This window comes from Streptomyces sp. 4F14, from assembly GCF_048159485.1.
Classification (GTDB): domain Bacteria; phylum Actinomycetota; class Actinomycetes; order Streptomycetales; family Streptomycetaceae; genus Streptomyces.
The window spans coordinates 136,504-161,126 of the sequence record NZ_JBLRVY010000029.1; the positions used below are offsets into that span (position 1 = coordinate 136,504).

Below are 24,623 nucleotides of genomic sequence, written 5' to 3' on the forward strand. Positions count from 1 at the left end.
GTTCAATCCCCCAGGTCGAGAGTGAGTTTGGTGACCGCGAACGCCTCGGCGTAGCGGGCGTGGCATTCGATGCCGCGGATCCTCGCGAGGCCGAGGAACGCCTCGCGGTCGTACCAGGGCCGGTGGCGCTGGGAGGCGTAGTGGGTCTGGAGCAGGCGCACCTTCTCCTCCGCCAGCTCCACGGAGAGGGGCTGGTAGGCGTTGGGGCGGCCGAGGTCGCCGTCCCACTTGACGATCTCGTAGCCCAGGACCAGGTGGTCGCGGTAGGCGGTGGTGACGAGCTGGGCCAGGCCCCGGTGGTCCTGGTGGGCGTCGTCGGTGCGCGGGGCCAGGACGAGGCCCGGTTCGGTGCGCTCGCGCAGCTCCTCGACGGCCGCCTTGGCCTCCTCCCAGTGCGCCGGGAGGCGGCCGTCCGGCAGCTTCAGCACCGTCAGCCGCAGATCGGCGCCCGGGCAGAACGCGGTCAGCGCCTCCCGCTCCTCCTGCTCGCGTTCCGTGCCCGCGCCGGACAGCACCAGCGCCTCCACCCGGAGCCCCGGATGCGCCCGGCACAGCGCCAGCAGGGTGCCGCCCGCGCCGATCGCGATGTCGTCGCAGTGCGCGCCCACCGCGACGACCTGGTCCAGGCGCCCGGCGCCGAGGCGGATCACCCGCGCTCCCACACGGCCCACGGGCGCTCACCGCGCGCGTACGCCTCGTCCAGCGCGGCCCGTTCCTTCACGGTGTCCGTCGGCTTCCAGAAACCCCGGTGCTGGTGCGCCACCAGCCGCCCCCGCTTGGCGAGTTCGGCACATCCGTCGGCGACCAGGTCACCGCCCTCCGGGATGTGGTCGAAGACCTCCTGCCGCAGCACGAAGTAGCCGCCGTTCTCCCACAGCGGCAGATCGCTCACCGGCGTGATGCCCCCGACCAGCCCGTCGTCGCCCAGGTCGACGCAGTGGAACGACGACTGCGGCGGCACCACCATCATCGACGCGCCCGCGTCCCGCGCCGCGAACCGGTCGATCATCTGCGGCAGCGGGGCGTCCGTCAGCACGTCCGCGTAGTTCGCGAGGAACATCTCGTCCCCGTCCAGGTGCTCCCGCACCCGCCGCAGCCGCTCCCCGATCGGCGACTCCACCCCGGTCTGCACGAACGTGATCGTCCAGTCCGCGATGTCCGTCGACAGCAGCTCGGTCCGCCCGCCTCTGAGGACGAAGTCGTTGGACGCCGTCTCCTCGTAGGTGAGGAAGAACTTCTTGATGTGGTCGGCGCCGTAGCCGAGGCACAGGATGAACTCCGTGTGCCCGAAGTAGGCGTAGTACCGCATCACATGCCAGATCAGCGGGCGCGGCCCCACCATCGCCATCGGCTTGGGCACGTCGTCGGAAGCGCCGCTGCGCATCCGCAGCCCGTAACCGCCGCAGAACAGGACGACCTTCACGACTTCACCTCGACAATGCTGAGTTCCGGGACGGGGAAGACCAGCCGGCCGCCCCACTCGTGCACGAACGACAACTGCTCGGTCAGCTCGGCCCGCAGGTTCCACGGCAGGACCAGCACGTAGTCCGGCCGGTCGACGCCGATCTGCTCGGGCGCGAGGATCGGGATCCGGGTGCCCGGCGTGAACCGGCCGTGCTTGTAGGGGTTGCGGTCGACCGTGTACGGCAGCAGGTCGGGGCGGATGCCGCAGTGGTTCAGCAGCGTGTTCCCCTTGCCCGGCGCCCCGTACCCGACGACGGTCTCGCCGCGCTCGGCCGCCTCGACGAGGAAACGCAGCAGATCCCGCCGTACGGTCGCCACCCGGGCGGAGAACTCCGTGTACCCGGACAGCTCCTGGAGACCTGCGGCCTTCTCCCGGTCCAGGACGTCGGTCACCCGCTGCGTCGGCTCCCCGGCGACGGCGTCGGGACGCGCCCACAGCCGGATCGAGCCGCCGTGCGTGGGCAGCAGCTCGACGTCCACGAGCGTGAGGCCGCCGCTGGCCAGCGCCCGGATCGCGGCGGCGACCGAGTAGTACTGGAAGTGCTCGTGGTAGATCGTGTCGTACTGGTTCTCCTCGATCAGCGTCAGCAGGTGCTGCACCTCGATCGACACCCAGCCGTCGTCGGCGACCAGGGCGCGCAGGCCCCGGGTGAAGCCGACGACGTCGGGGATGTGCGCGTACACGTTGTTGGCGACCACCAGGTCCGCCGGGCCGTGCTCGGCGCGCACCTCGGCGCCGGTGTCCGGGTCCAGGAACCGGGTCAGCGTCGGCACCCCCGACTCGCGGGCGGCGGCCCCCACGTTCACCGACGGTTCGATGCCCAGGCAGCGCATCCCCCGGTCCACGACGTGCTTCAGCAGGTAGCCGTCGTTGCTCGCGACCTCCACCACGAACGCGTCGGACCCCAGCTCCAGCCGCTGGACGGCGTCGTCGACGAAGGTGCGGGCGTGGTCCACCCACGACGTCGAGTAGGACGAGAAGTACGCGTACTGCGTGAACGTCTCCTCCGGGGTGATCAGCGGCGGGATCTGCGCGAGCCAGCACTCCGTGCACACCCGCAGATGCAGCGGATAGGTCATTTCCGGCAGGTCGAGCTGGTCGGCGGCGAGGAAGCTCTCGCACGGCGGCGTCGCCCCCAGGTCGACGACGCTGGCCATCGCTTCCGAGCCGCAGAGTCGGCATCGTGTCATCTAGTGGTTCCCCCCACTCGGTTGCGTCCGCCCCGCGATCGCGGAGCGGTACCCCTCCTCCAGGCGCTCCAGCCCGACGGCCGGACTGAAGCCCTGCTCGTAACGGAGCCGGGCCGCCCGGCCCAGCTCCGGGCCCGCCGCGATGATCCGGCGCAGACAGTCCGTCAGTGAGGCGGCGTCGCCCGGCCGGTGCAGGAGTCCGCTCACCCCGTCCTCGACGAGTTCGGTGAACGCCCCGTGCCCGGCGGCGACCGCCGGCACCCCGGCCGCCATCGCCTCCACGACGACCAGCCCGAACGCCTCCATCCACGTCGAGGGCGCGACCACGGCCACCGACCGCGCGATGACCTCCCGGCACTGCTGCGCGTCGTACAGGCCGACGTACGACACGTCGTCGCGGCCCGCCGCCCACGCGGTCACCTCCGGCTCCAGCGGGCCCGTCCCCGCGATCACCAGCGGCACCCCCGCCGCACCGCCGAGCGCGTCCCACGCCGCCATCAGCAGCCGGACCCCCTTGGCCTCGGCGAGCCGGCCCAGGAAGAGCAGGTGCTCACCGGGGCCGGAGCGGCGCGGGCCCGAGTCGGGCACGAAGTTGTGCTTCACCCGCAGCCGCCCGGCCGGCATCCCGGACCGCACGAGGACGTCGCGCTGCGCGGCGGAGATGCAGAAGAACCGCTCCACGCCCGACCACCACCGCCGCCGGTTCACCGACAGGCTCACCGCGAGCGGCACCGTCGCCAGCCGCGAACCCCGGTAGCAGCCGTGCCGGACAGCGGGCAGCGGCGCCTTCCCCACACACGCCGAGCACGGCTCGCCGTCGCGCTGGAGCGTGCCCGGCGGACAGACCTGCGTGTAGTTGTGCAGCGTCGCGACAGCGGGCACCCCGGCATCGGCGCAGGCGGCCAGGACCGCCGGGGACAGCAGCGGGAACACGTTGTGCACGTGCACCACGTCGGGGCGCTCGGCCCGCAGCCGCGCCGCCAGCTGCGTCCGCACCCCCGGGTTCCACGGCACCAGCAGCGGCAGCGCGGCCTTCGACAGCAGGGAACGCCCGGCGATGTCGTCGCTGCGCCGCTCGAACACCCCCACCCGGTGCCCGGCCTCCCGCAGCAGCGCCACCTCCTGGTCGACGACGTTGTTCTCCCCGCTCGGCTGCGCGGAGCCGTAGCGGTTGTGCACCACGAGAACGTGCACGGTCAGGTCACCTCCGACGGCAGACGCGGCACTCCGGGGACTTCGGGGTCCGTGCGCGAGGGCGCCGCCAGCAGCGAGGCGGCGACCGCGAGATGCAGCAGATACGGCGAGGCGTCCCCGAGACCCGCCTCCGTGTACGACGCGATGGCGCAGTAGCTGATCAGGAAGAGCGCGCAGGCCCGCTCCAGCGACGGCGGCCTCAGCAGGGCGACCCCGGCCAGCACCACCATGAACGCCGCGACCAGACCGGCCCCGACGAGACCCTGCTCGTTGTAGACGGCCAGCCAGCTGTTGTCGATCGGCAGCCCCGCGAACGACTTGTCGCCCAGGCCCGTCCCGAAGAGCCGCTCCGACGTCGACCGGGGCGCCGCGAGCAGCGCGTCCCACACCTTCGCCCGCCCGGTCAGGCTGGTGAAGTTCTCCTCGCTCTGCCCGCGCAGGAACCACGCCTGGACCAGGGAGGCGAACCCCACCGCCGTGACCGTCGCGATCAGCACCGTCCACGAGAAGAACCGGCGCGCGGCCGAACTCGTCAGCACCAGCGACACGATCGCCAGCGTCAGCCCGACCAGCAGCCCGAGCGTCGCCGTCCGGGTGTGCGTCAGCGCCAGCAGCACCAGCGACGGCACCACGACCACCGCCGTACTGGTCCGGTCGGTGCGCCCGCCCAGCAGGAGCAGCACCGACAGGCCGATGATCACCGCCGCGTACTGCCCGATCTGCGGCGGCGTCAGCGGCCACAGCGCCCCCACCAGCCGCCCCCCGTACAGCTCGGGCATGGCCGCCCCCGGCGACACCGCGAGGCCCGCCGCCACCGACATCAGCACCGCGAAGTACATCCGGATGTGATGCCGGACGAACGTCTCGTCCCCGTCCCACCAGCGGCTCAGCAGCCACAGCGTCCCCACGAACAGCGCGAGGCGGGCGCACCGGAACAGCGCCCCGAACCCGGACTCCAGGTCCACGCTGGCGATCACGCTCACCACCACCAGCGCACTGAGCAGCAGCAGATAAGCGCTGCCCCGCACCCGCAGCCGCGGGTTCAGCGCGAGCGCCAGCGTGAACGCGACGACCAGCGCGCCCATCGTCACCATCTGGATCAGCGACCGGGGGATCGGTACGACGGTCTTCGCCCCGGCCGAGCCCAGCGTGTTCAGGATCAGCAGCCCCCACGCCGTCCCGACGAGCTTCGGCGCCCGCACCTCAACCACCGTCCTGGGTACGGAAGGTGCTGCCCGCGTCCTGCCGGTAGGGCGCGCTGCGCCACTGCCCCGGGTCCAGGACCCGGCTCGGGTCGTGCACGACGAACGTCCACGGGCCGACGTACACGTTGTCGTGCCAGCGGTTGTCCTGCTTCAGGGTGATCGCCTCGGCCACGCCCTCGCCCTGGTAGGGCGACCAGTCCGGGTAGGTGCCGTAGTTCGCGAGGACCGCCATCCGGTCGCACAGGGCCGTGCAGTCCAGGGCGGTCTTGTCCAGCACGAAGCGGTTGTCGTGGATGTCCACGCGCCGCGTCTTCCACCGGCAGTCCGAGAACAGGGGCGCCTTCGCGATGCCCGGCCGCACGCAGCGCCGGGTGTCCTTCACGAGGAGGGTGCAGTCGCCGGAGGACGTGTTCGCCGGGCTGTTGCAGAACCGGTCGGCGTTCTCCCACAGGGTGATGCCGGACCAGTTGTTCTCCAGGACGTTGCGGTAGACCTCGATCCTGCTGGTGCGGGCGTGGATCCGGGGTTCGCCGCCCGACTCGGACAGGTAGACCGTCGCGAGCGGGAAGGTGTCGCCGCGCTCCGCGTACCGGCGGCCCTCGACCAGGTTGTTGCCCCGGATCGTGTTGCCCCGGATCACCGCGTTGTAGCTGGTCTCGTAGATCAGCGCGGCCCCGTCGTTGTCCGCCAGGACGTTGTCCTCGATCAGGAAGTCGTTGTTGTTGGTGTCCGCCCACAGCCCGGTGCCCCGGTTGCCGTGCACCCAGTTCCCCCGTACGTCGGCCCCGTCCACCGCCCAGAACTTGACGCCCCCCGTGCAGCCGCAGCCGGGCCGCTTGCGCTCCCAGTCACCGGTGTTGTTCCCGGTGATCTCGTTGCCCTCGACGACCAGGGAGGTCAGCCGGCCCTGCGACTTGTAGGCGTTCATGCCGTACTGCCCGTTGCCGCGCAGGCAGTTCCCGCGCACCTGCTGGCGGGCGCCGGCCATCAGACCGGCCCCGGAGTTGTTCTGGATCGTCGAGTGCTCGACCACCCAGCCGTCGGCCGAGTCGTGGTTGACGACGCCCTCGTCGTGCGGCGCGACGAAGTTCTGCACGGTCAGGAAGCGCAGCGACACGTTCCGGGCGGGGCCGCCGAACGCGTACTGGTTGACCTTCCGCCCGTCGAGCACCGCGCCCGGTGCGCCCAGGTAGCGGTCGCCGTCCTTCGGGACGACCTGCGCGTAGCGGTCCGGGGCGAGGCGGTGCGTGCCCGGCCGCAGCCAGAACGTGGTGTTCGGCGGGTTGCCGCGCGTCTTCGCCGCCAGGTCGCCGGGGACCGCCGGATCGACGGTGACCGCGCCCTTCGGCGCCGACACCGGCCCTGCGGGAGGCTTGGCGCACACCCGGGCCACGGACACCGACACGGACGTCGCCGGGGTGCCCGAAGGCTTCGGCTCCGCGCTCGGCGTGTCCTCGCAGCCGGTCGCCGCCAGCAGGGCCAGCACCGCCGCCGGCCCCGCCCAGTGCCGCCACTTCATCCCCACCGCCCCCTCAGCCGTGGAACCCGAGCACGGTGACGAACCCGTCCACGCCACCGCTGACCCCGGTCCCCACCAGCGTCGTCGCGGGCTCCTTGCGCCCGAAGCCGGGGGAGTACCAGCCCAGCGGCGGATCGCTCTCGCCCCGGTGCGCCCGCCACTCCAGCTCCCCGGGCAGATCGAGCGTCGCCGACCGCTCCTCGCCGTCCCGCGTCCACGCCAGCAGCGCCCGACTCCCCGTCAGCCGCGCGGTGACCGCCGGACCGAGGTGGAACAGCAGCTGTACGGCACGCGGCCCGCCGCTCACCTCGTCGACGATCCGCAGCTCCCGCGTCGCGGACGTCAGCTCTACCCACCTCCGGTGCACGGCCGGCCGGTACCCGTCGTGCTCGGCGCACCAGCGGGCCGCCCCCGCACCCGACGTGTCCGCGAGCAGCACCCGGCTGCGGGCGTGCCGGGTCCACAGGAACGGGCCCCCGGACACGGACTGGTCCGCGCCGTCCAGCCGCAGCGTGTTGTGCCCGAGCGTCGAGCGGAAGTACTGCCGCCACGCGGGCTGCCCGTGGTAGCAGTACGTCCCCGGGTCGGCGAGCACGTCCACCCCGTCGTGCCGGACCTCCACGGACAGGGCGTCCGCGTGCGCGTGCGCGGCGATCGACAGGAACCCGTGCGGCCCCCCGTCGAGACGGCACCAGATCTCCTCCGGCCCGCGCAGGACGGTCAGCCCCGCGTCCGCGAAGTACGCGGGCCGCTCCACCGGGCGGCCCTTCGCCGCGTACGGCCGCACGAGCGCGGCCAGCAGCGGGGTGCGGACGTCGGCCGCGGGCACCATCGGCCACCAGTCGAGCCGCCCGAACACCGCCTCCCCGGTCGCCAGCAGCGACGCCCAGCGGTCCGTGCCCGCGCCGTCCACGACCAGGCCGTACCCGTCGTCCGCGTCGCCCTGGCGCGGGGGGCGCAGGCGGTTGTCGACGATGGCCGCGAGCGCGTCGGTCATCCGCAGCAGCACCAGCCGGACCGACGCCGGGACCGGAACGCCCGCCGTGTCCGCCTCGGCGAGTGCCGCCAGACCCAGTTCCAGGACCAGCCCGTGGTACTCGCTGGCCAGTTCGCGGTTGAGGCCGGACGGGAAGGTGTTGCGGCGCAGGTGCCGCTCCAGCGACCTGAGCGCGTCGGCCCGCCAGCGCGGCGAGGACGGGAACCAGTCGAACGCGCAGGCCGCCGCGAACTGCCCCGCCGCCTCCGCGACGACGTGGTTGTTCGCGGACGAGCCCCGGCTCGGGAAGGCGGCCAGCCAGCGCTGGTGGTGCCAGATCTGCGCCACCGCCACCGGGTTGCCCTCGAACAGCTCGCCCGCCCCCGGCCACCCGTCGAGCAGCCGGCGGATCCACACCCACGACAGCAGCCGGATGCCCAGCTCGATCCCGCTCGTCCAGTGCACCCCGCGCAACGGCGCGTTCGCCGACCACCACGACCGCAGATGCGCGGCGACCCGCTGCGCGTACCGCTCGTTCCCGGTCACCGCGTAGGCGGCGGCGAGGACGGTCAGGTACTGGTGCCGGGACAGCTCCCAGATCTGCTTGACGTCCCCGATCGCCTCCTCGTCCCGGTAGGGCACGTCGAAGGCGTACCCCCAGGGAGCGCGCCGCCCGGTCTTCGGGTCGTACCACCAGTCCGGGTCGTCGAGGTCGTCGCGGACCACCCCGAAGAACTCGGCGTGCCCCGCCATCAGCCGGTCCGCCTCGGCGACGAGCCGTTTCACCGCGTCCGGCGGCACCGAGGCGAGTGCCTCCGGCGGCAGGACGGCGGTGAACCGGGCGCCGGTCACCTCCGGGCACACGGGCCGCGCCGACCGCCACCGCCGCCGGCGCACCGTGTCCCCGGCCCGCCCGGCGACCTCGGCGGGCCCCATCCGGGACAGCCGCCGCAGGTACCAGCCCGCGTCCATGCTCATCGCGCCCCCGCCAGCGTCACCGGCATCCCGTCGGCCAGCGAGGCCCGCACGGCGAGGGTCGCCGCGGTGGTGGCGGCCAGCGAGTCCAGCGGCACCGGCATCGGGCCGCCCGTGCGCACGGCCTTCACGAACGCGGCGAGCTGCGCGTTCTGCCCCTTGTCGCGGGCCTTCGGCAGCCGTGAACTCACCCACCGCTTGCGGTCGTAGACCGAGGCGCGCACGAAGTCGTCGAGGCGCAGCACCTTGCCGTCGGCGACCAGGTCCAGGGTCTCCTTGGGGAAACCGGCCGCGCCGCTGGTGACGTAGCTGATCGTCGCGGTGGAGCCGTCCGGGTAGCTCAGAACGACCTGGAGGTCGTCGCCCCCGATGGCGTACACGGAGGTGGGGTCGGCGTCGAGCAGCCAGCTCGCCGTGTCGACGAAGTGCCCGCCCTCACCCGCGAACCGGGAACCCTCGGTGCCCTGCCGGAGGTACCAGCTGCCCTGCGTCAGCTGGCCCGCGTTCACCAGATAGCGCAGGGACGCCGGACCGCTGCGCGCCCCGAACCGCTCCTTCGCCTCCCGCAGCAGCGGCGCGAACCGGCGGTTGAAACCCACCTGGATCCGGTCGTTGCCGGACTCCTCCACCGCCGACAGCACCCCGGCGAGCTCGTCCTCGGTGAGTGCGAGGGGCTTCTCCACGAACACCGCCTTCCCCGCGAGCAGCGCCCTGCGGGTCAGGTCCGCGTGCGAACTGTGCCGGGTCACGACGAACACCGCGTCGATCGCCTTGTCACCGAGGACCGCGTCCAGATCGGTGGTCGCCTCGGCGAAGCCGAACTTGCGCTGCGCGTTCGCGGCGGACAGGGCGGTCGTGGTGACGACCGTGGACAGCTCGACGCCGTCGCGGCCCGTGAGGTGGGGGAGGAGCATCGAGGTGGCGTAGTTGCCGGCGCCGACGAAGGCGAGGCGTACGGAGGTGTCGGCGCTGCGCGGCGCGGGCTTCTGCGCGGGCGTCATGTGCACGGCGGGGATGGTCACCGTCGTCGGCGTCGACTCGGCCGTGTGCCGGGCGTCCGCGTGTCCGGCGTACTCGAACAGCACGGCCACCGCCTTGAGTTCGCCCTCCTTGAGCCGCCGGTACGTCTCCACCGCGTCGGCGAAGTCCGCGACATGGGAGACCAGCGGCTCCACGTCGACCCGCCCGCGCGCGACCAGGTCCAGGAAGCACGCCAGGTTGCGGCGCTCGGTCCAGCGGACGTAGCCGATCGGGTAGTCCCGGCCGTCGAGTTCGTACTCCGGGTCATAGCGGCCGGGCCCGTAGCTGCGGGAGAAGCGGACGTCCAGCTCCTTCTCGTAGTACGCGTTCCACGGCAGGTCGAGGCGGCACTTGCCGATGTCGACGACCCGGCCCCGGTCCCGGCTCAGCCGGGCCGCCAGCTCGACGGGCTGGTTGCTGCCGCCGCCGGCCGCCAGATACACCTGGTCCACACCGTGCCCGTCGGTGAGGTCCACCACGGCCGACTCCACGGCCGCCGACCCGGGGTCCCCGCAGGCCACCGCGCCCAGCCGCTCGGCGAGTTCGCAGCGCGCCGGATCCGGGTCGGCGCCGACGACCCGGACGCCCGAGGCGGCCAGCAGCTGCACCACGAGCTGCCCGATCAGCCCGAGGCCGATCACCAACGCGACCTCACCCAGCCGGGATTCACCCTGCCGGACACCCTGCAACGCGATCGACCCGACCGTCCCGAACGCCGCGTGCCGGGGCGCGAGGCCGTCCGGGACCGGCGCGTACAGGTTCTTCGGCACCCAGTTCAGCTCGGCGTGCAGCGCGTGCTCGTTGCCCGCGCACGCCACCAGGTCCCCGACCTTCACGTCGTCGACGCCGTCGCCGACCTGCTCGACGACCCCGCACAGCGAATAGCCCAGCGGCGTGTAGGAGTCCAGCTTCCCCATCACCTTGCGGTAGGTCGCCGGCACCCCGTTCACGGCCACGCTCTGCACGACCTTCGCGACCTGGTCGGGCCTTGAGCGCGCCTTGCCCAGCATCGACATGCCGGCCTCGGAGACCTTCATCAGCTCGGTGCCGGTGGAGATCAGCGAGTAGGCGGTGCGCACCAGCACCCCGCCCGGCTTGCACCCCGGCACCGGCACGTCGAGGAGAGCCAGCTCGCCGCTCTTGTAGTTCTGTACGACCTGTTTCACCGAAGCCTCTTCGTCTCTCTACGCCGTCAGGGGAGCGGACCCGGAGGTCGCGCCGCGGTACCAGTACTCAAGGGTCAGGACATGCCACAGGTGCTTGGAGAAGTCGTGCTGACCTGCGGCGTCCTCGGCGACCATCCGCGCGAGCGCCTCCCGCCGCAGGAACCCGGACTTGACGAGCACCCCGTCGTGCAGCACCTCCTGCACCAGCGGCGCCAGATCCCGGCTCATCCACGCCCGCAGCGGCGCGCTGAACAGGCCCTTCGGCCGGTACACGATCTCCCGGGGCAGCACCGAGCCGGCCGCTTCCTTCAGCACGGCCTTGCCCTGCCGTCCCACGACCTTGCGGTCGCCCGGCACCGCGAACGCCGCCTTCACGACCTCCACGTCCACGTACGGCACCCGCACCTCGGTCGACGCGGCCATGCTGGAGCGGTCCGTGTAGGCGAGGTTCAGGCCCGGCAGGAACATCCGGGCGTCGCCCAGGCACATGCGGTTCACGAAGTCGTCGAGAGTGTTGTCCTCGTAGGTGGCCGCGTGCTCGCCGAGGACGTCGTCGACCGTGCCCGCCAGGTCGGGGTCGATCAGGCCGAGCAGCTCGTCCCGGTCGTACAGGGTGTAGCTGCGCCGGAACGCGGTCTCCTCCGGCAGGTCCGCGAAGGACAGGAACCGCTTCGCGAACCGCACCGACCGGTAGCCCCGGCGGGCCGACGCGACCGGCAGCCGGTCCACGACCGCGGACACCCCGCGCCTGAGGGGACGCGGAACACGCTGGTAGCGCAGCGCGAGGAGGTTCGCGAGGTGCTTGCGGTACCCGGCGAACAGCTCGTCGGCGCCCATCCCCGACAGCATCACCTTGACCCCGGCCTCCCGGGCGGCCGTACAGATCAGGAACGTGTTGATCGCGGCGGGGTCGCCGATCGGCTCGTCCAGGTGGTACGTCATCCGGGGCAGCAGCTCCAGGACGTCCGGGGCGATCTCGATCTCGTGCAGGTCGACCCCGAACCGGGCGGCGACCTGACGGGCGTAGCGCAGGTCGTCCGGCATCGCCTCGAAGCGGGAGTCCTCGGCGCGGAACCCGATCGTGTAGGCGGAGATCCCCGGCCGGTCGCGGGCCGCGAGCGCGGTGAGGTAGCTGGAGTCGAGGCCGCCGGACAGGAACGTCGCCACCGGTACGTCGGACAGCAGGTGACGCCGGGTCGACTCCTCGACGGCGGCGGCGATGTCCGGCTGCGGGGTGTGGCGGGCCTCGGCGGCGACGTCCCTGAGGTTCCAGTACCGGCCGCGCTCCACCCGCCCGTCCGGCCGCATCCGCAGCCAGCTGCCCGGCGGCAGCTTCTCCGCCTCGCGGAACGCGCACCGCGAGTCCGGCACCCAGTAGTAGAGGAGCGAGGCCACCAGCGCCGCGTGGTCCACCTCCAGCGAACCGCCCGTCACCGCGGCGAGCGCCTTCAGCTCGGAGGCGAACACCAGGCCCTCGCCGCGCTTGATGAGGAACAGCGGTTTGATGCCGAGCTGGTCACGGGCCAGGACCAGGTCACCGGTGCGCTCGTCGAACACCCCGAACGCGAACATGCCGCGCAGCCGGGGCAGACACTCCGTGCCCCAGCGCCGCCACGCCTCCAGCAGGACCTCCGTGTCGGAGGTGCCCCGGAAACGCGCCCCGGCGGCTTCGAGCTCGGCCCGCAGCTCGGGCGCGTTGTACAGCTCGCCGTTGTAGGTGAGGACCAGCCCCTCCTTGGCCATCGGCTGGGCGCCGGTCTCGGAGAGGTCGATGATCGCCAGCCGGCGGTGCCCCAGATGGACCTCCCCGTCGCCGACGGGGTGACTGTAGTGGCCCGACCCGTCCGGGCCCCGGTGGGCGAGGACGTGGGTGAGCCGGTCGGTGACGGCCTTGCCGTCCGGCCAGCGGTACGTACCTGCGATGCCGCACATGTGCTACCGCGCCTCCTGGTCGCTGTCCGGGACCCGCGTCGCCCACTTCGGCACCCGCTCCACCCCGTTCCTCCGTAACGGCCGGGCAGGCGCCGGGGGCCGCTCGCCCCACAGCGTGCCGTCGGTCCGGTCCCGCGGATCGGGGTCGATCAGCACCACCCCGGCCACCTCGACCCGCTGGTCCGCGAGCTGCCGGGCCACCGTGTGCAGCCACGCCGCGCTGCCGTGCCCGGCGCGCACCACGAGCACGGTCCGCGTGCCGAGCTGCCGCAGGTCGGTCCAGGCGGTGCCGGGCGCCACCGAGCCGACCCCGATCTGCCGGCCCTCGGTGAGGGCGGGGGCCTCGGTGACGACGGCCGGGTCTCCCGGCCGCGGCTTACGGCGGGCCAGGCGCGAACCCGGCAGCGCGTCGACGACGGTCACCGGACCGTCCTCGGTGAGCGCCCGCGCCAGGTCCAGGGCGAGAGCGCCCGCGCCGCGCGCGCACCCCAGCTCCAGCAGCGACAGCGGCTCCGCTGACGCCCGCACGGTGCGGGCCAGGGACGCGGTGAGGCGTTCCCGGGCCGCCCGGTCCCGGCGCCGGCCCCACAGGCGGGGGGAGCGGCGCGGGAGTTCGGCGGTGACCGAGGCGTTCAGGTGTCCGGCGATCTCCCGGCGCAGCACGGGACGGTCCGCGACGACCGTGCCGACCGCCGCCACCGCGAGCCCGAGGAAGAACCCGAGGACCAGGCCGATCACCCCGTCCGTGGCGGCGGCCTTCGGCAGGGAGCGGGTGAGCGCGCGGGGCGCGTCCACGATCTGCGTGCCGGCCACGAGCTGGGGCGTGCCGATCCGGGCCTCGGCGGCGCGCTGCCCGAAGTCGGTGATCCGCGAGGTGAGTTCGGCGCGGCGCGCGAACAGGGACTCCAGGTCCGCCGACGCGGTGGGCCCGCTGCCCGCCGAGCCGTCGCCGATCGTCTCGTCGATCTGGGCGAGTTCGCGCTCCAGCCGGGTGCGCTGGTCGAGGAAGCCCTTGGCCTCGGCGTCGGCGGCCTGCTGGATGCGCCGGACGTGGTCGGCGACGAACGCGTCCGCGAGGGCCTTCGCGCGGGCCACCGCCTGCGCGTCGGTGGCGCCCGTCACCGTGATCTGCAGGAGGTTGTTGGTCAGGCCGAGTCCGCTGTAGTCCCGCATGAAGTCCTCCGGTGCCTGCGGGGACCTGAGGGCCTTGAGGGCGGCGTCGGCGATGCGGGTCGTGCCCAGCAGGGCGACGTCCGTGCGGATCAGCGTTCCGGGGTCGTTGGGCTGGTCCGCCTGGTGGGCGACCAGCACCTTCGCCACCGCGGTCGGGTCGGGCGGCAGCAGCACCGGCACCGACGCCCCGGCCAGCAGGCCGAGGACCGCCGTGGAACACCACAGGCGGCGGCGCCTGCGCACGGCGACGACCAGTGACTGGAGGTCGAGCAGGGGAGTCGGGGACGGCTCGGTCATCCGGTGCCTCCCACCGCGAGGACCTTCGGACGCCGGTCGGCCGACCGCGCCGTACGCGCTGTGACGGTGGCGGCGAGGACGACGCCGACGACGGTGTGGCCCGCGTCGGCGCATGCCTCCGCGACCCCGGCCAGCTCGGCGGCGGTCCACTCGCCCGGCCCGACCACCACCAGGACGCCGGACTCCGTGTCACGGTCCGGGACGACCGGCCGGTCCATCAGGACCTCGGCCACCCGCAGCTGGGGGTCGCCCTCGGACTCGGTGACGAGAAGGCCGGCCGCGCCGAGGGCGGCCGCGTCGCCTTCGGGGACGACGACCAGCAGGCTGCGCGGGAAGGGCAGTTGCTCACGGACGCGGGCACACACCCGCCGGTGGCGGATCCGCCGGTCCGTCTCGTCGCCCGACGGCTGCGGCGGCGGCACGTCCCAGCGGACGTCCAGGCCCAGCAGCCGACGTAGTCCCCGGCCGCGCGAGCCCGGCACCCGCGCTCCGGCGGGCACGTCGACCGTGCCCAGGAGCGGCGAGCCCAGCGCCGCCGCGATCTCCGCCTCCGTGCGCAGCCGGCGGCTCATCCGGGCGGCCGTCAGATGCCCGATGACCGCGAAGAGGAAGAACAACAGGCCCCCGCCGACGGTCAGTTGCAGCCGCGTCGGCGACGCCTCGCCGTCCGGCCGGGGAGCCGGGCCCATGACGACCATGGCGGCCTTCCCGCCGGCCGGACTGACCCGGTTCAGCTCGGTGACGGCCTCCTGCAGCGCCGTCCGCAGCTTCGTCAGCTCGGTACGGGTCTGCACGCTCTCCACCGACTGACCCGTACCGGCCGCGTCCGCCAGCTCCGTGATCCGGCGGCCCGTCTGCACGACCAGCTGCCGCAGCTCCTCGGGGCCCGAGGCGGCCTCCGGGTCGGCGTTCTCGCCCGCGACCCGCGCCGCGAACGTCACGAACTGCTGAGCCACCTGGTCGGCGAGCTGCTGCGCCCGCCGGGGCGTCTCGGCCGTACCGGAGATCTTGACGATGTTCCCGTCGGCGGCCGTCGCGCCCACCCGGCCCTTCAGGTCGGCGCCGTCGACGCCCTTCCAGGCGAGCGTGGCGGCGGCCCGGTCGACCACCACCGAACTCGTCGCGATCTGCGCCTGGGTGAGCAGCTCGCGCTCCTCCCACGCCCCCGGCAGCAGCACCGACGCGGACGTCGTGTACCTCGGCGGGAACACCAGACAGACCCCGTAGCCCAGCAGCGCGCCCACCACGGCGAGCAGGGCCAGCAGCCGCCCGCGCCGGCGCAGGATCCGCCCGACCGTGGCCAGGCGTATGGTCTCGTCGCTCAACGGTGCGGCCTCTTTCCCGTGCTCTTGGAGGCGGCGGCGTACGCGGCGAGCAGCGCCGTCTGCGAGTTGCGCCAGGACAGCGGGCCGCCGATCCGCTCCCGCCCGACCTCGCCCATCCGGGTCCGCCGCTCGGGGTCGTCCAGCAGCTCCACGATCAGCTTCGCGAACGCGGACTCGTCGTTGGCGGGCGCGTAGACGGCGGCCTCCCCGGCCGACACCCGCGCCTCCCGCAGCTCGAACGAGACGACCGGACGGCCCATCACCATGTACTCCAGGACCTTGTTCATGGTCGACACGTCGTTGAGCGGGTTGTGCGGGTCGGGGGAGAGGCACACGTCCGCCGTCGACAGGTAGCGCGCCAGGTCGGCGTCCGGGATCCGGCCCGTGAACTCCACCCGGTCCGTGAGCCCGAGCGTCCTCGACAGCTCCACCATCGCGTCGAAGGTGTCCCCGCCGCCCACGAACACCGCGTGCCAGTCGTCGCGCCCGCACTCGTCCCGCAGCTTCGCCAGCGCCCGCAGCGCGTAGTCGACGCCGTCCTGCGGGCCCATCACCCCGAGGTAGCACAGCAGATGGGGCTTCCCGCGCTTCAGCTCCGGCTCCGCGGGCACCGGATGGAACCGGTCGACGTCGGGCGCGCTGCGCACCACGAACACGTCCTCGGGCCGGCGCCCGCCCCGGCGCACGGCGACCTCCTTGTAGCTCTCGTTCGTCGCGAGCACCACGTCCGCCGCCCGGTAGGTGAGCCGCTCCAGCAGGCACACCGCCCGGTACAGGAGGTCCTTGCCCCGGCCGAAGCGGGACAGGTACAGCTCCGGCACCAGGTCGTGCTGGTCGAACACGAACCGCGCCCCGCGCCGCTTCAGCCACAGCGCGGGCAGGAACAGCAGGTCGGGCGGGTTGCAGGCGTGCACGACATCCACCGGGCCGACCTCGCGGGCCAGCCGGAAGGTGTGCCACAGCGCCGCCCCGTACTCCCGCAGATACCCGGCCGGGCCGCCGGTCGCCGCGTGCAGCGGGTAGCGGTGGATGCGGATCCCGTCGATCTCCGCCTCGGCCTCCGTGTCCCGCTTGCCGCCCTGCGGGCAGATCACGTCGACCCGCCAGCCCGCGTCGCGCAGCGTCGCGCACTCCTGCCACACGCGCCGGTCGAACGGCACGGACAGGTTCTCCACCAGGACCAGCGCGCGCCGCGCGCCGCCGCTCATGTCACCAGGCAAGGCCCACGTACCCCGGTTCGGCCCGGCGCATCTCGGCGTCGGGGAGGCGGACGAGATCGACGATGACGGGCCCCTCGCCGTGCGGGAGGGCCGCCAGGACGTCCGGGTCGCGGGTGCCGACGAGGCACACCTCGGCATGGTCGAGGACCTCTTCGACGGAGTCCGCGAGCAGCTGCGCGAGATGCGGCAGGCGCGTCTCGATGTACTCGCGGTTCGCGCCGAGCAGCCGCGACAGGCTCACGTTCGCGTCGTAGATCTTCAGGTCGTAGCCCTTGCCGAAGAGACGTTCCGCCAGTTCCACGAGCGGGCTCTCGCGCAGGTCGTCGGTGCCGGGCTTGAAGGACAGCCCGAAGATGCCCGCCCGCCGCTTGCCGGTGCGCTCCACCAGCTCGACCGCCCGCTGGAGGTGGTCGGAGTTGGAGGGCAGCACATGGGACAGGATCGGCACCGACACGTCCGCCCGCTGCGCCGCGTGGACCAGGCTGCGCAGGTCCTTGGGCAGGCACGAGCCGCCGAACGCGAACCCGGGGCGCAGGTAGGCGGGGCTGATGTTGAGCTTGCGGTCGGCGAGGAACACGTCCATCACCTGGTGCGAGTCCACCCCGAGCGCCCGGTAGACCGCGCCCAGCTCGTTCGCGAAACCGATCTTGAGGCCGTGGAAGGCGTTGTCCGCGTACTTGATCGCCTCGGCCGTCGGCACCGACACCCGGAACACCTCGCCCGGCAGCTCCTCGTACAGGGCCGCCACCACGTCGCCGCTCGCCGGATCCAGCTCGCCGATCACGGTCTTCGGCGGGTCGAAGAAGTCCCGCACACTCGTGCCCTCGCGCAGGAACTCCGGGTTGACCGCCACCCCCACGTCGACCCCGGCGCCCGCGTGCTTCTCCAGGATCGGCACCAGCAGGTTGAGGCAGGTGCCCGGCAGTATCGTCGAGCGGAAGACGACCGTGTGCCGCCCGCCCCGCTCGGCGAGCGCCGTACCGATCTCCTCGGTGACCCGCTCCAGATACGTCGTGCACAGGCTCCCGTTGGGCTCCGACGGCGTGCCGACGCAGATCAGCGACACCTCGCTGTTGCCGATCGCCTCACGGACGTCGGCCGTGGCTCTTAACGTCCCCTTCCCCACGACGTCGGCGATCAGCTCGCCGATCCGCTCCTCGACGACCGGGGCGCGGCCCGCGTTCACCAGGTCGACCTTGACCTGGTTGACGTCGACCCCGATCACCTCGTGACCCATGCCGGCCAGGCACGCGGCCGACACGCAGCCCACGTAGCCGAGCCCGAACACACTGACTCTCATGACGCGTTCATCCCCCCATGTCCCTTGCGCATCAGTAGGCCCCCTGCCCGTGCACCACGGCACGCAGCGTCTTCCACAAGATCACCGTGTCCAGCGCGAGCGACCAGTCCTCCACGTACCTGAGGTCGAGCCGCACGGCCTCCTCCCAGGACAGGTCGCTGCGCCCGCTGATCTGCCACAGCCCGGTCAGCCCCGGTTTGACCAGCAGCCGGCGCCGGATGTCCGGGCCGTACACGGCGGACTCCTCCGGCAGCGGGGGCCGGGGCCCCACGAGCGACATCGAGCCGGCCAGGACGTTGAACAGCTGCGGGAGTTCGTCGATCGAGTAGCGGCGCAGCAGCGTCCCCACCCGGGTCACCCGCGGATCCCGGCGGAGCTTGAACATCGGCCCCGCGCCCTCGTTGAGGGCGGCGAGCGCGGCCTTCGCCCGGTCGGCGCCGGCCACCATGGTGCGGAACTTGACCATGGTGAACTCCTGGCCGTCCTTGCCGGTGCGCCGCTGCCGGTAGAACACCCCGCCCCGGCTGTCCAGCGCCACCAGCAGCGCCACGCACACCATCAGCGGCGCGAGCAGCACCAGCAGCAGCGCGGCCCCCAGCCGGTCGACGACGCCCTTGACGGCCCGCCGGCCCCCGGTGAACGCGGGCATGCTGACCCGCAGCAGCGGGATGCCGAGCACCGCGTCCACGTGCAGCCGGGGTCCCGCCACCTCCATCAGCACCGGCGCCACGACCATCTCGGCGTCGCTGCCTTCGAGGTTCCACGCCAGCCGCTGCAGCCGGTCCGGCGACCAGTGCGGGTCCGGGGTGACGGCGACGACCCGGTAGCCGTCGCGGTGGACATGCACCGCGACGTCCGCGAGCGGGCCCACGACCGGGACGCCGTCCAGGAGGCCGCCTTCCGCGCCGGTCGTGCACACCGCCTCGACCCGCCAGCCGATGTGCGGGAACTTACGGGTCCTGGTGATCAGGTCCCGGACGGTCGCCGGGCTCCCGGCCGCGAGCACCGGTCTCAGGCACCGGCCCTCCTTGCGCTGCCGGTGCAGCCACAGCCGCAGCACATAGCGCGCGGTCATCGTGGTGACGGCGATCGCCGGGATCGCCACGAAGATCCACAGTTTGATGTTGCGCGAGGTCAGGGCGATCCCGCCGAGCGCCAGGACGACGGTCGCCGCGAACAGCGCGCGCCCCAGCCGGCGGAACTCCTCGGCGCCCTGGCCGAGCACGGCCGGCACCCACGCCCGGCCGATCGCGAGCGCCCCCAGCACCAGCACTTCCGTGCCGAACGCCAGGATCCCCCACTTCTCGTGCCAGTTGGCCGCGTCCCGGGCCCCGAACAGGTTCCCGATGGACATCACCACGAAGGCGGTGGCCACGGTGTCGCTGGTGATCACGGTACGTCGGTACCGCTGCTCCCAGTCGATCTCGTACTGACTGAGCGTCCCGTCCGCCAGACGCCTGCGCGTCGGCACGGACGAGCCGACTGTTCCCCCTCGCTGCACAGAACCCCCCCGGGTCCCCAGTGGTTCGACGTTTATGCCTCACACTGTCGCTCCCCCTCAGGAGGCCCCCGCCTCCCGTGCTGTTCCTCCCCTTTGCGCGTGACAACCCGGCTGTTGCAGAGGTACGTGAGCAACCCGCTCGTGGAGACCCGCCGAAACCCCGGACGCTCCCCGCGCCCAAGGCCCCCCGGGCTCCAGGGACTTTCCAGGGCGCAGCGCCGAATGATCACTCATGGCGCCTTCTGCCCGAACACCTGAAGCACGGTCAATCTAGACCATCGGCGCCAGTATGAAGAGAAGTTGTGTGGAATTTGTGCTCTAGTTTTGAGACTGAATCGACCGATCGGTGAGTGCCTGTGGGGGCCCCAGGTGGGCCGAGGGATCGAATCGGTGGGCGAAACGTTCGACAGTGTTCCCGAAAGCCGGATTCGACCTGGCGCTTTACCCGCTCTTGGCGCTTTCGCCGCTCATATGCTGACGGATCGTCAGGTGTGTCGCGCGGTCGGCGAACGCATGAAGAAACAACGTCACGGAGCCGTCGCGCACCGTGTTCGACAGTCTCACAGGCCCCGCAGGAAGGCCGGAAGTATCTCCCGGAGCCGCCCACGACGGCCCCGACGCACAAGCAAAGCGGAGCGAGCGACCCCGATCCGCTATCCGTCAGGAAACCGGTGGGCCCGGCGAAATAGCCTGGTGACGAACCGACACGTCCTCTCACCGACGCCCAAGGAGAGCCGATGAAGACCATCCTCGTACGCGGCGGCCACGTCCTCACCATGGACCCCGGACTCGGCGACCTGCCGGAGGCCGACGTCCTCGTCCGCGACGGCCGCATCGTCGACGTCGGCCCGAGGCTCCCCGCCGGCGGCGCCGAGATCGTGGAAGCCGGCGGCCGGATCGTCGTCCCCGGCTTCGTCGACACCCACCAGCACAGCTGGCAGGGCTTCCTCCAGGGCCTCGCCACCGACTGGAGCTTCCCCCGGTACATGCGCCAGGTGCGCGGCGGATACGGCGGCTGCCTCGGCCCCGATGAGGCGTACCTCGGCAGCCTCCTCGGCGGACTGGAGTCGATCAACGCCGGAGTCACCACGGTCGTCGACCACGCCCACCTCCAGACCTCGGCCGCCGTCGGCGACGCCCTCCTGCGCGGGCTGTGGGACAGCGGCATCGGCGGATGGTTCGCCTACGCCCTCCAGAACGCCCCCGACTGGCAGCACGCCGCCCCCACCGGACCCGACGCCCTGAACGACCTCCTCACCCGCACCCCGGACCCGGACCACGACACGCGGTTCCACGCCGCCCGCACGACGCTTGCCGCCCTCGACGACACCGGCACCGGCCGGCTGCGCCTCGGCGTCGCGCTGCCCGAGACCGCCGCCTACCTCCCCCTCGACCTGGTGCGCCCGCTCCTCGACCGCGTCCGCTCCCTCGGCGCCGAGTTCATCACCGCCCACTGGAACGCGGCCCTGCACACAGGCCAGTACGTGTCCACACTCGCGCCCCTCGTCGACGAGGGCTACTTCGCCGGGCCCACGGTCCTGTCGCACTGCAACCAGTTCGACGACGACGACCTCGACGTCATGGCCCGCGCCCGCATCGGCCTCGCCACCACCCCCTCGACCGAGGGCGGCATGGCCCTGGGCCCCTACCTGGCACGCCGCCTCGTCGAACGCGGCGGCGCGGCGGGCATCGGCCTCGACTCCTCCTGCTACACCCGGTCCGACCTGCTCGCCGAGGCCCGCGCCCTCCTCCTCGCCGAACGCCGCGCGGCCGGCGGCGTCACCGGGGAACCCCTCCCCGCACGCGCCGCCCTCGAACTCCTGACGAGCACCGGCGCCCGCGCCGCCGGCCTCCACGCCGAACGGGGCACCCTCACCCCCGGCAAACGCGCCGACATCACCGTCGTCGCCCCCGACCCGCTCCGCGCCCGCGCCACCACCGACCCCGCGGTCACCCTCGTCTTCTACACCGGCCCCTCCGACATCGAGACCGTCCTCGTGGACGGCGTCCCGCGCAAACGCGCCGGGAAGCTCGTCGGCGTCGACACCAAGTCCCTTGCCGCACGCGCCGACCAGGCCCTGCACACCGTCCGCACCCGCTACGCGACCCTGCCCCAGGAAGTGATCGCGGGCGCCTGGCAGGGCATGTTCTAGTAGCTGCTGAGCGGGGAGGACCGGCGATGAGGACATACATGGACGACACGATCAGGGGCTGCCCGATCGGTGACGTGGCCGACCTGATGTTCAACCGCTGGACCGCGCCGATCCTCTGGGGCCTCCACCACCACGGCAGCATGCGCTTCAACGAACTCCAGCGCTTCCTCGTGGACATCACCCCCAAGGTCCTGACGACCCGTCTGCGCCAGCTCGAACGCGACGGACTGGTGATCCGCAGGTGCGTCACGGACGTCCCGCAGCGCGTCGAGTACGAGATCAGCGAGCTGGGCCGCAGCCTCCGACCCGTCTTCCGCACGCTCGACCGATGGGGTGCGACGCACCTGACCGCCATCGCCGCGGCGCGCTCCGAATACGACCGGCTCCAGGCGGAAGAAGCGGCCTGGGCGGAGGGGTGACCTCACCACGGCGTGGCCACCCAGCGGGCCGCCGCGTCGACGGTCGTCTCGGGGACGGTGTTGAAGCCGATGGCGGCGGCCGGCGCGGCCCGGTGCACCGCGTTGACCACCGCCTCGAAGAACACCAGATTGCGCGCGGGCAGGCGGATGCCGCCGCCGACCACCACACAGTCGTACGCCGGGTGGGAGACCAGCCATTTCTCGACCGCCGGTCCGGCCGTGCTGTCGGGCATGACCGCTATCAGATCCACCTTCCAGCCGCGCTCGCCCACCAGCCGCAAGCCCGCCCGAAGGCTCTCCCCGATCGTCTCGATGGTGAGGCCGGGCGGCACGGCGGGGTCGGAGAAGTCGATCGTCTCGTGTACCTGGCCGATCAGCAGAACACGTGTCATGAGAGTGCTCCCAACAGAGGTGTGAAGGACCGTCAATCCAGATTACGGGCCTGTGAACAGCACTTTCCTGGCGGAAACCGGTACCGGCGCGGGACTCGCACCCGCCACAGGGAACGCACAGGCGCCTCTTTGCCTCTTGTTGGGGGACACCCCCCCGACTGAGAGGAACCCACCGTGCGCCGTCGTACACGGATACGCCCCGCCGGGTCGCTCGTGCTCGCCCTTGCCGCCGCCGGATCGGTGCTCGCGGTCCCGGTCGCGGTCGGCGTGGAGCAGATCCCGCAGGCCGACCTGAGGGCCGACGTGAACCGCGACGGCCAGGCCGACGTCACCGGGGCGAGCGACACGGCCGGCGAGGACACCTGGAGCGTCGCCCGCGGCGCCCTCACCCTGCCGAACCTCGACGACGACGCGAACCGCTGCCCCCGCACCGGCACCGACGCCCAGCTCGCCGCCTGCAACGACGCCTCCGACCTCCAGGTCAACGGCGACGCGGACGCCGCCGACCTGGCCCGGATCCGCACGGTCCCGCTGCCGGACGCGAAGCCCAACACCCGGGCCCGCCTCGCGGTCACCACCGGCGCCAAGTACGCCCACGTCTTCGTCAAGCGCGCCGGCAAGTGGACCCTCGTCACCCCGCGCACCCGCCTCACCGCCGCCGAACTGCGCACCGGCGTCGAACTCGGCGTCGAGGCCACCGACATCATCCGCGACAAGGCCGCCTGGGACGGCCGCGTGGTGATCCAGCTGACCGTCACCACCCCGAAGGGCTCCACCACCGACTCCGTCACCCTGCGCGTCGCCCCCCTCCTGACCCACCACCACCTCCAGAACGCCCAGCAGGTGATGGTCACGAAGATCAGCGGGGACGACGACGACCTCTACGGCCAGGAGCAGGCGAAGTTCGTCAAGAACCTCGCCGGCGAGGTCAAGAAGGCCGGCATCACCGCCCCCCTGATCACCTTCACCAAGTACAACGATCCCTGGGCGCAGGACTTCGTCGAGCCGGCGTACGTCAGCATGACCGGCCCCGGCGGCAAACGGCAGGCGATGCGCGTCATGCTGCGCTCCGCCCAGCCCGACCGCGAGGCGGGCCGGGAACTCTTCGAGAAGCTGCGCGGCCGGGACACCGGCGTCGTCCAGATCGCGAACCCCGACGCCCCGAAGGACTGGTCGCTCAACTCCATGGGCAACCTGGAGACCATCCCGCCCTACACCCACCAGGGCCGCTCCTACCCGGCCGGCCGCATCATCATGGGCGAGCGCAAGGACAACGGCGCCCGCCCCTCGCAGAAGATGCGCACGATGCTCGCCTCCCAGGGCCTCCAGGACCCGCTGCTCCTGGACACCTCCTGGCTCGGCGTCGGCCACGTCGACGAGTTCGTGCAGTTCCTGCCCGCCGACACCCCGCGCGGCTGGCGCATCGGCCTCGCCGACCCCGACGCCGGCCTGCGGCTGCTGCGCGACGCCCAGAAGGCCGGGCACGGGAAGACGAAGATGTTCTCCGTCCCCGTCAAGTCCGGTGCGCAGGCCCCGAAGGAGACCATCGACCAGGCCCTCGCCTCCCGCCACCTCGTCGCCGACAACAAGCTGGCCGCCGACCGCATCGCCGCGAACCTCGCGACCCTCAAGCGGGAGACGGGCATCACGGACGCCGAGGTCGTCCGCGTCCCCGCCCTGTACCTGCGCGAGACGCAGCCCACCGGCGACCTGAGCGTCCCGCGCCTGACCCGCGTCGGCCCCGAACTCACCGAACGCCTCCAGGAGCACGGCCAGCAGAAGTGGCTCACATCGGCCGAGGGCGCGGGCAAGGCTGCCGAGACGGTCATGACGAGCGCGTACGTCCCCGGCGCGGTCAACGGCGTCGTCCTCTCCCGCACCCGCTACCTCGCCCCCCAGCAGTGGGGCCCGGTCGTCGGCGGCAAGGACATCTTCACCGAGGCCGTCACCGCCGCCTACCGCAGCGCCGGCATGACGGTGTCGTACATCGACGACTACTACACGTACCACCTGGGCATGGGCGAGGTGCACTGCGGGACCAACACCCTGCGGGACACCTCGGCCGCCTGGTGGGCGCGCGGATAGCCGGACGCGGGGGGGGGGGGGGGGGGGGGCCCGCCCCCCCCCCCGCCCCCCCGGCCCGGCCCCCGCCCCCCCCCCCCCCCCCCGCCCCCCCCCCCCCCCCCCCCCCCCCCCCCCCC

18 protein-coding genes are annotated in these 24,623 nt (G+C 72.7%); 3 read left to right on the top strand and 15 right to left on the bottom strand.

The genetic code is table 11. The features are described 5' to 3' along the window. Positions 1-2 precede the first annotated feature (2 nt). The 14 genes from ACLZOT_RS38470 to ACLZOT_RS38535 are packed head-to-tail and all read right to left on the bottom strand — an operon-like array spanning position 3 to position 19,458. Positions 3-650 carry a PIG-L deacetylase family protein gene (locus ACLZOT_RS38470; protein WP_416973824.1) on the bottom strand — a complete coding sequence of 216 codons (648 nt, stop codon included), beginning with the start codon at positions 648-650 and terminating at the stop codon, positions 3-5. Beyond that, positions 647-1,423 (bottom strand): glucose-1-phosphate cytidylyltransferase, encoded by a 777-nt coding sequence (locus tag ACLZOT_RS38475; RefSeq protein ID WP_416973798.1) that lies wholly within the window; start codon positions 1,421-1,423, stop codon positions 647-649. Before ACLZOT_RS38475 ends, ACLZOT_RS38470 begins: the two co-directional genes overlap by 4 nt. Beyond that, the gene (locus ACLZOT_RS38480; protein ID WP_416973799.1) at positions 1,420-2,655 is read right to left on the bottom strand and encodes a methyltransferase domain-containing protein; all 1,236 of its coding nucleotides are present in this window, start codon (positions 2,653-2,655) and stop codon (positions 1,420-1,422) included. Before ACLZOT_RS38480 ends, ACLZOT_RS38475 begins: the two co-directional genes overlap by 4 nt. Then, the gene (locus tag ACLZOT_RS38485) at positions 2,656-3,849 is read right to left on the bottom strand and encodes a glycosyltransferase (protein WP_416973800.1); all 1,194 of its coding nucleotides are present in this window, start codon (positions 3,847-3,849) and stop codon (positions 2,656-2,658) included. It lies immediately after the preceding gene. A 2-nt stretch (positions 3,850-3,851) separates the two neighbouring features. Beyond that, positions 3,852-5,051 carry an O-antigen ligase domain-containing protein gene (locus ACLZOT_RS38490; RefSeq protein ID WP_416973801.1) on the bottom strand — a complete coding sequence of 400 codons (1,200 nt, stop codon included), beginning with the start codon at positions 5,049-5,051 and terminating at the stop codon, positions 3,852-3,854. Between the two features lies 1 nt (position 5,052). Beyond that, positions 5,053-6,579 carry a right-handed parallel beta-helix repeat-containing protein gene (locus ACLZOT_RS38495; RefSeq protein ID WP_416973802.1) on the bottom strand — a complete coding sequence of 509 codons (1,527 nt, stop codon included), beginning with the start codon at positions 6,577-6,579 and terminating at the stop codon, positions 5,053-5,055. 7 nt (positions 6,580-6,586) lie between these two features. Continuing rightward, the gene (locus ACLZOT_RS38500; protein WP_416973803.1) at positions 6,587-8,527 is read right to left on the bottom strand and encodes an alginate lyase family protein; all 1,941 of its coding nucleotides are present in this window, start codon (positions 8,525-8,527) and stop codon (positions 6,587-6,589) included. Continuing rightward, positions 8,524-10,710 carry a bi-domain-containing oxidoreductase gene (locus tag ACLZOT_RS38505; RefSeq protein ID WP_416973804.1) on the bottom strand — a complete coding sequence of 729 codons (2,187 nt, stop codon included), beginning with the start codon at positions 10,708-10,710 and terminating at the stop codon, positions 8,524-8,526. The genes ACLZOT_RS38500 and ACLZOT_RS38505 overlap by 4 nt, the downstream gene beginning before the upstream one ends. 18 nt (positions 10,711-10,728) lie before the next feature. Beyond that, positions 10,729-12,642, bottom strand: a complete 1,914-nt coding sequence (gene asnB, locus ACLZOT_RS38510; RefSeq protein WP_416973805.1) for an asparagine synthase (glutamine-hydrolyzing) — start codon at positions 12,640-12,642, stop codon at positions 10,729-10,731. A gap of 3 nt (positions 12,643-12,645) precedes the next feature. Next, the gene (locus tag ACLZOT_RS38515) at positions 12,646-14,112 is read right to left on the bottom strand and encodes a Wzz/FepE/Etk N-terminal domain-containing protein (RefSeq protein WP_416973806.1); all 1,467 of its coding nucleotides are present in this window, start codon (positions 14,110-14,112) and stop codon (positions 12,646-12,648) included. Beyond that, positions 14,109-15,437 (bottom strand): polysaccharide biosynthesis protein, encoded by a 1,329-nt coding sequence (locus ACLZOT_RS38520; RefSeq protein ID WP_416973807.1) that lies wholly within the window; start codon positions 15,435-15,437, stop codon positions 14,109-14,111. The genes ACLZOT_RS38515 and ACLZOT_RS38520 overlap by 4 nt, the downstream gene beginning before the upstream one ends. Then, positions 15,434-16,645 (bottom strand): glycosyltransferase family 4 protein, encoded by a 1,212-nt coding sequence (locus tag ACLZOT_RS38525; RefSeq protein WP_416973808.1) that lies wholly within the window; start codon positions 16,643-16,645, stop codon positions 15,434-15,436. Before ACLZOT_RS38525 ends, ACLZOT_RS38520 begins: the two co-directional genes overlap by 4 nt. 1 nt (position 16,646) lies before the next feature. Beyond that, on the bottom strand, positions 16,647-17,957 hold the full coding sequence (locus ACLZOT_RS38530) for a nucleotide sugar dehydrogenase (RefSeq protein ID WP_416973809.1): 1,311 nt from the start codon (positions 17,955-17,957) through the stop codon (positions 16,647-16,649). Positions 17,958-17,988: 31 nt separating this feature from the next. Continuing rightward, complete coding sequence (locus ACLZOT_RS38535; RefSeq protein WP_416973810.1) at positions 17,989-19,458, bottom strand: sugar transferase; 1,470 nt, start codon at positions 19,456-19,458, stop codon at positions 17,989-17,991. Positions 19,459-20,195: 737 nt separating this feature from the next. Here ACLZOT_RS38535 and ACLZOT_RS38540 point away from each other — a divergent pair. After that, complete coding sequence (locus ACLZOT_RS38540) at positions 20,196-21,611, top strand: amidohydrolase family protein (protein WP_416973811.1); 1,416 nt, start codon at positions 20,196-20,198, stop codon at positions 21,609-21,611. 26 nt (positions 21,612-21,637) lie between these two features. Next, a complete protein-coding gene (locus ACLZOT_RS38545) occupies positions 21,638-22,030 on the top strand; it encodes a winged helix-turn-helix transcriptional regulator (RefSeq protein ID WP_416973812.1) in 393 nt (130 codons plus the stop codon). A 2-nt stretch (positions 22,031-22,032) separates the two neighbouring features. On the opposite strand, the gene ACLZOT_RS38550 is transcribed toward ACLZOT_RS38545, so the two are convergent. Beyond that, entirely contained in the window at positions 22,033-22,422 is a 390-nt protein-coding gene (locus ACLZOT_RS38550) for a hypothetical protein (RefSeq protein WP_416973813.1), read from the bottom strand. A gap of 174 nt (positions 22,423-22,596) precedes the next feature. On the opposite strand from ACLZOT_RS38550, the gene ACLZOT_RS38555 reads away from it, so the two are divergent. Next, a complete protein-coding gene (locus tag ACLZOT_RS38555; protein ID WP_416973814.1) occupies positions 22,597-24,507 on the top strand; it encodes a protein-arginine deiminase domain-containing protein in 1,911 nt (636 codons plus the stop codon). The last annotated feature ends 116 nt before the right edge of the window (positions 24,508-24,623 follow it).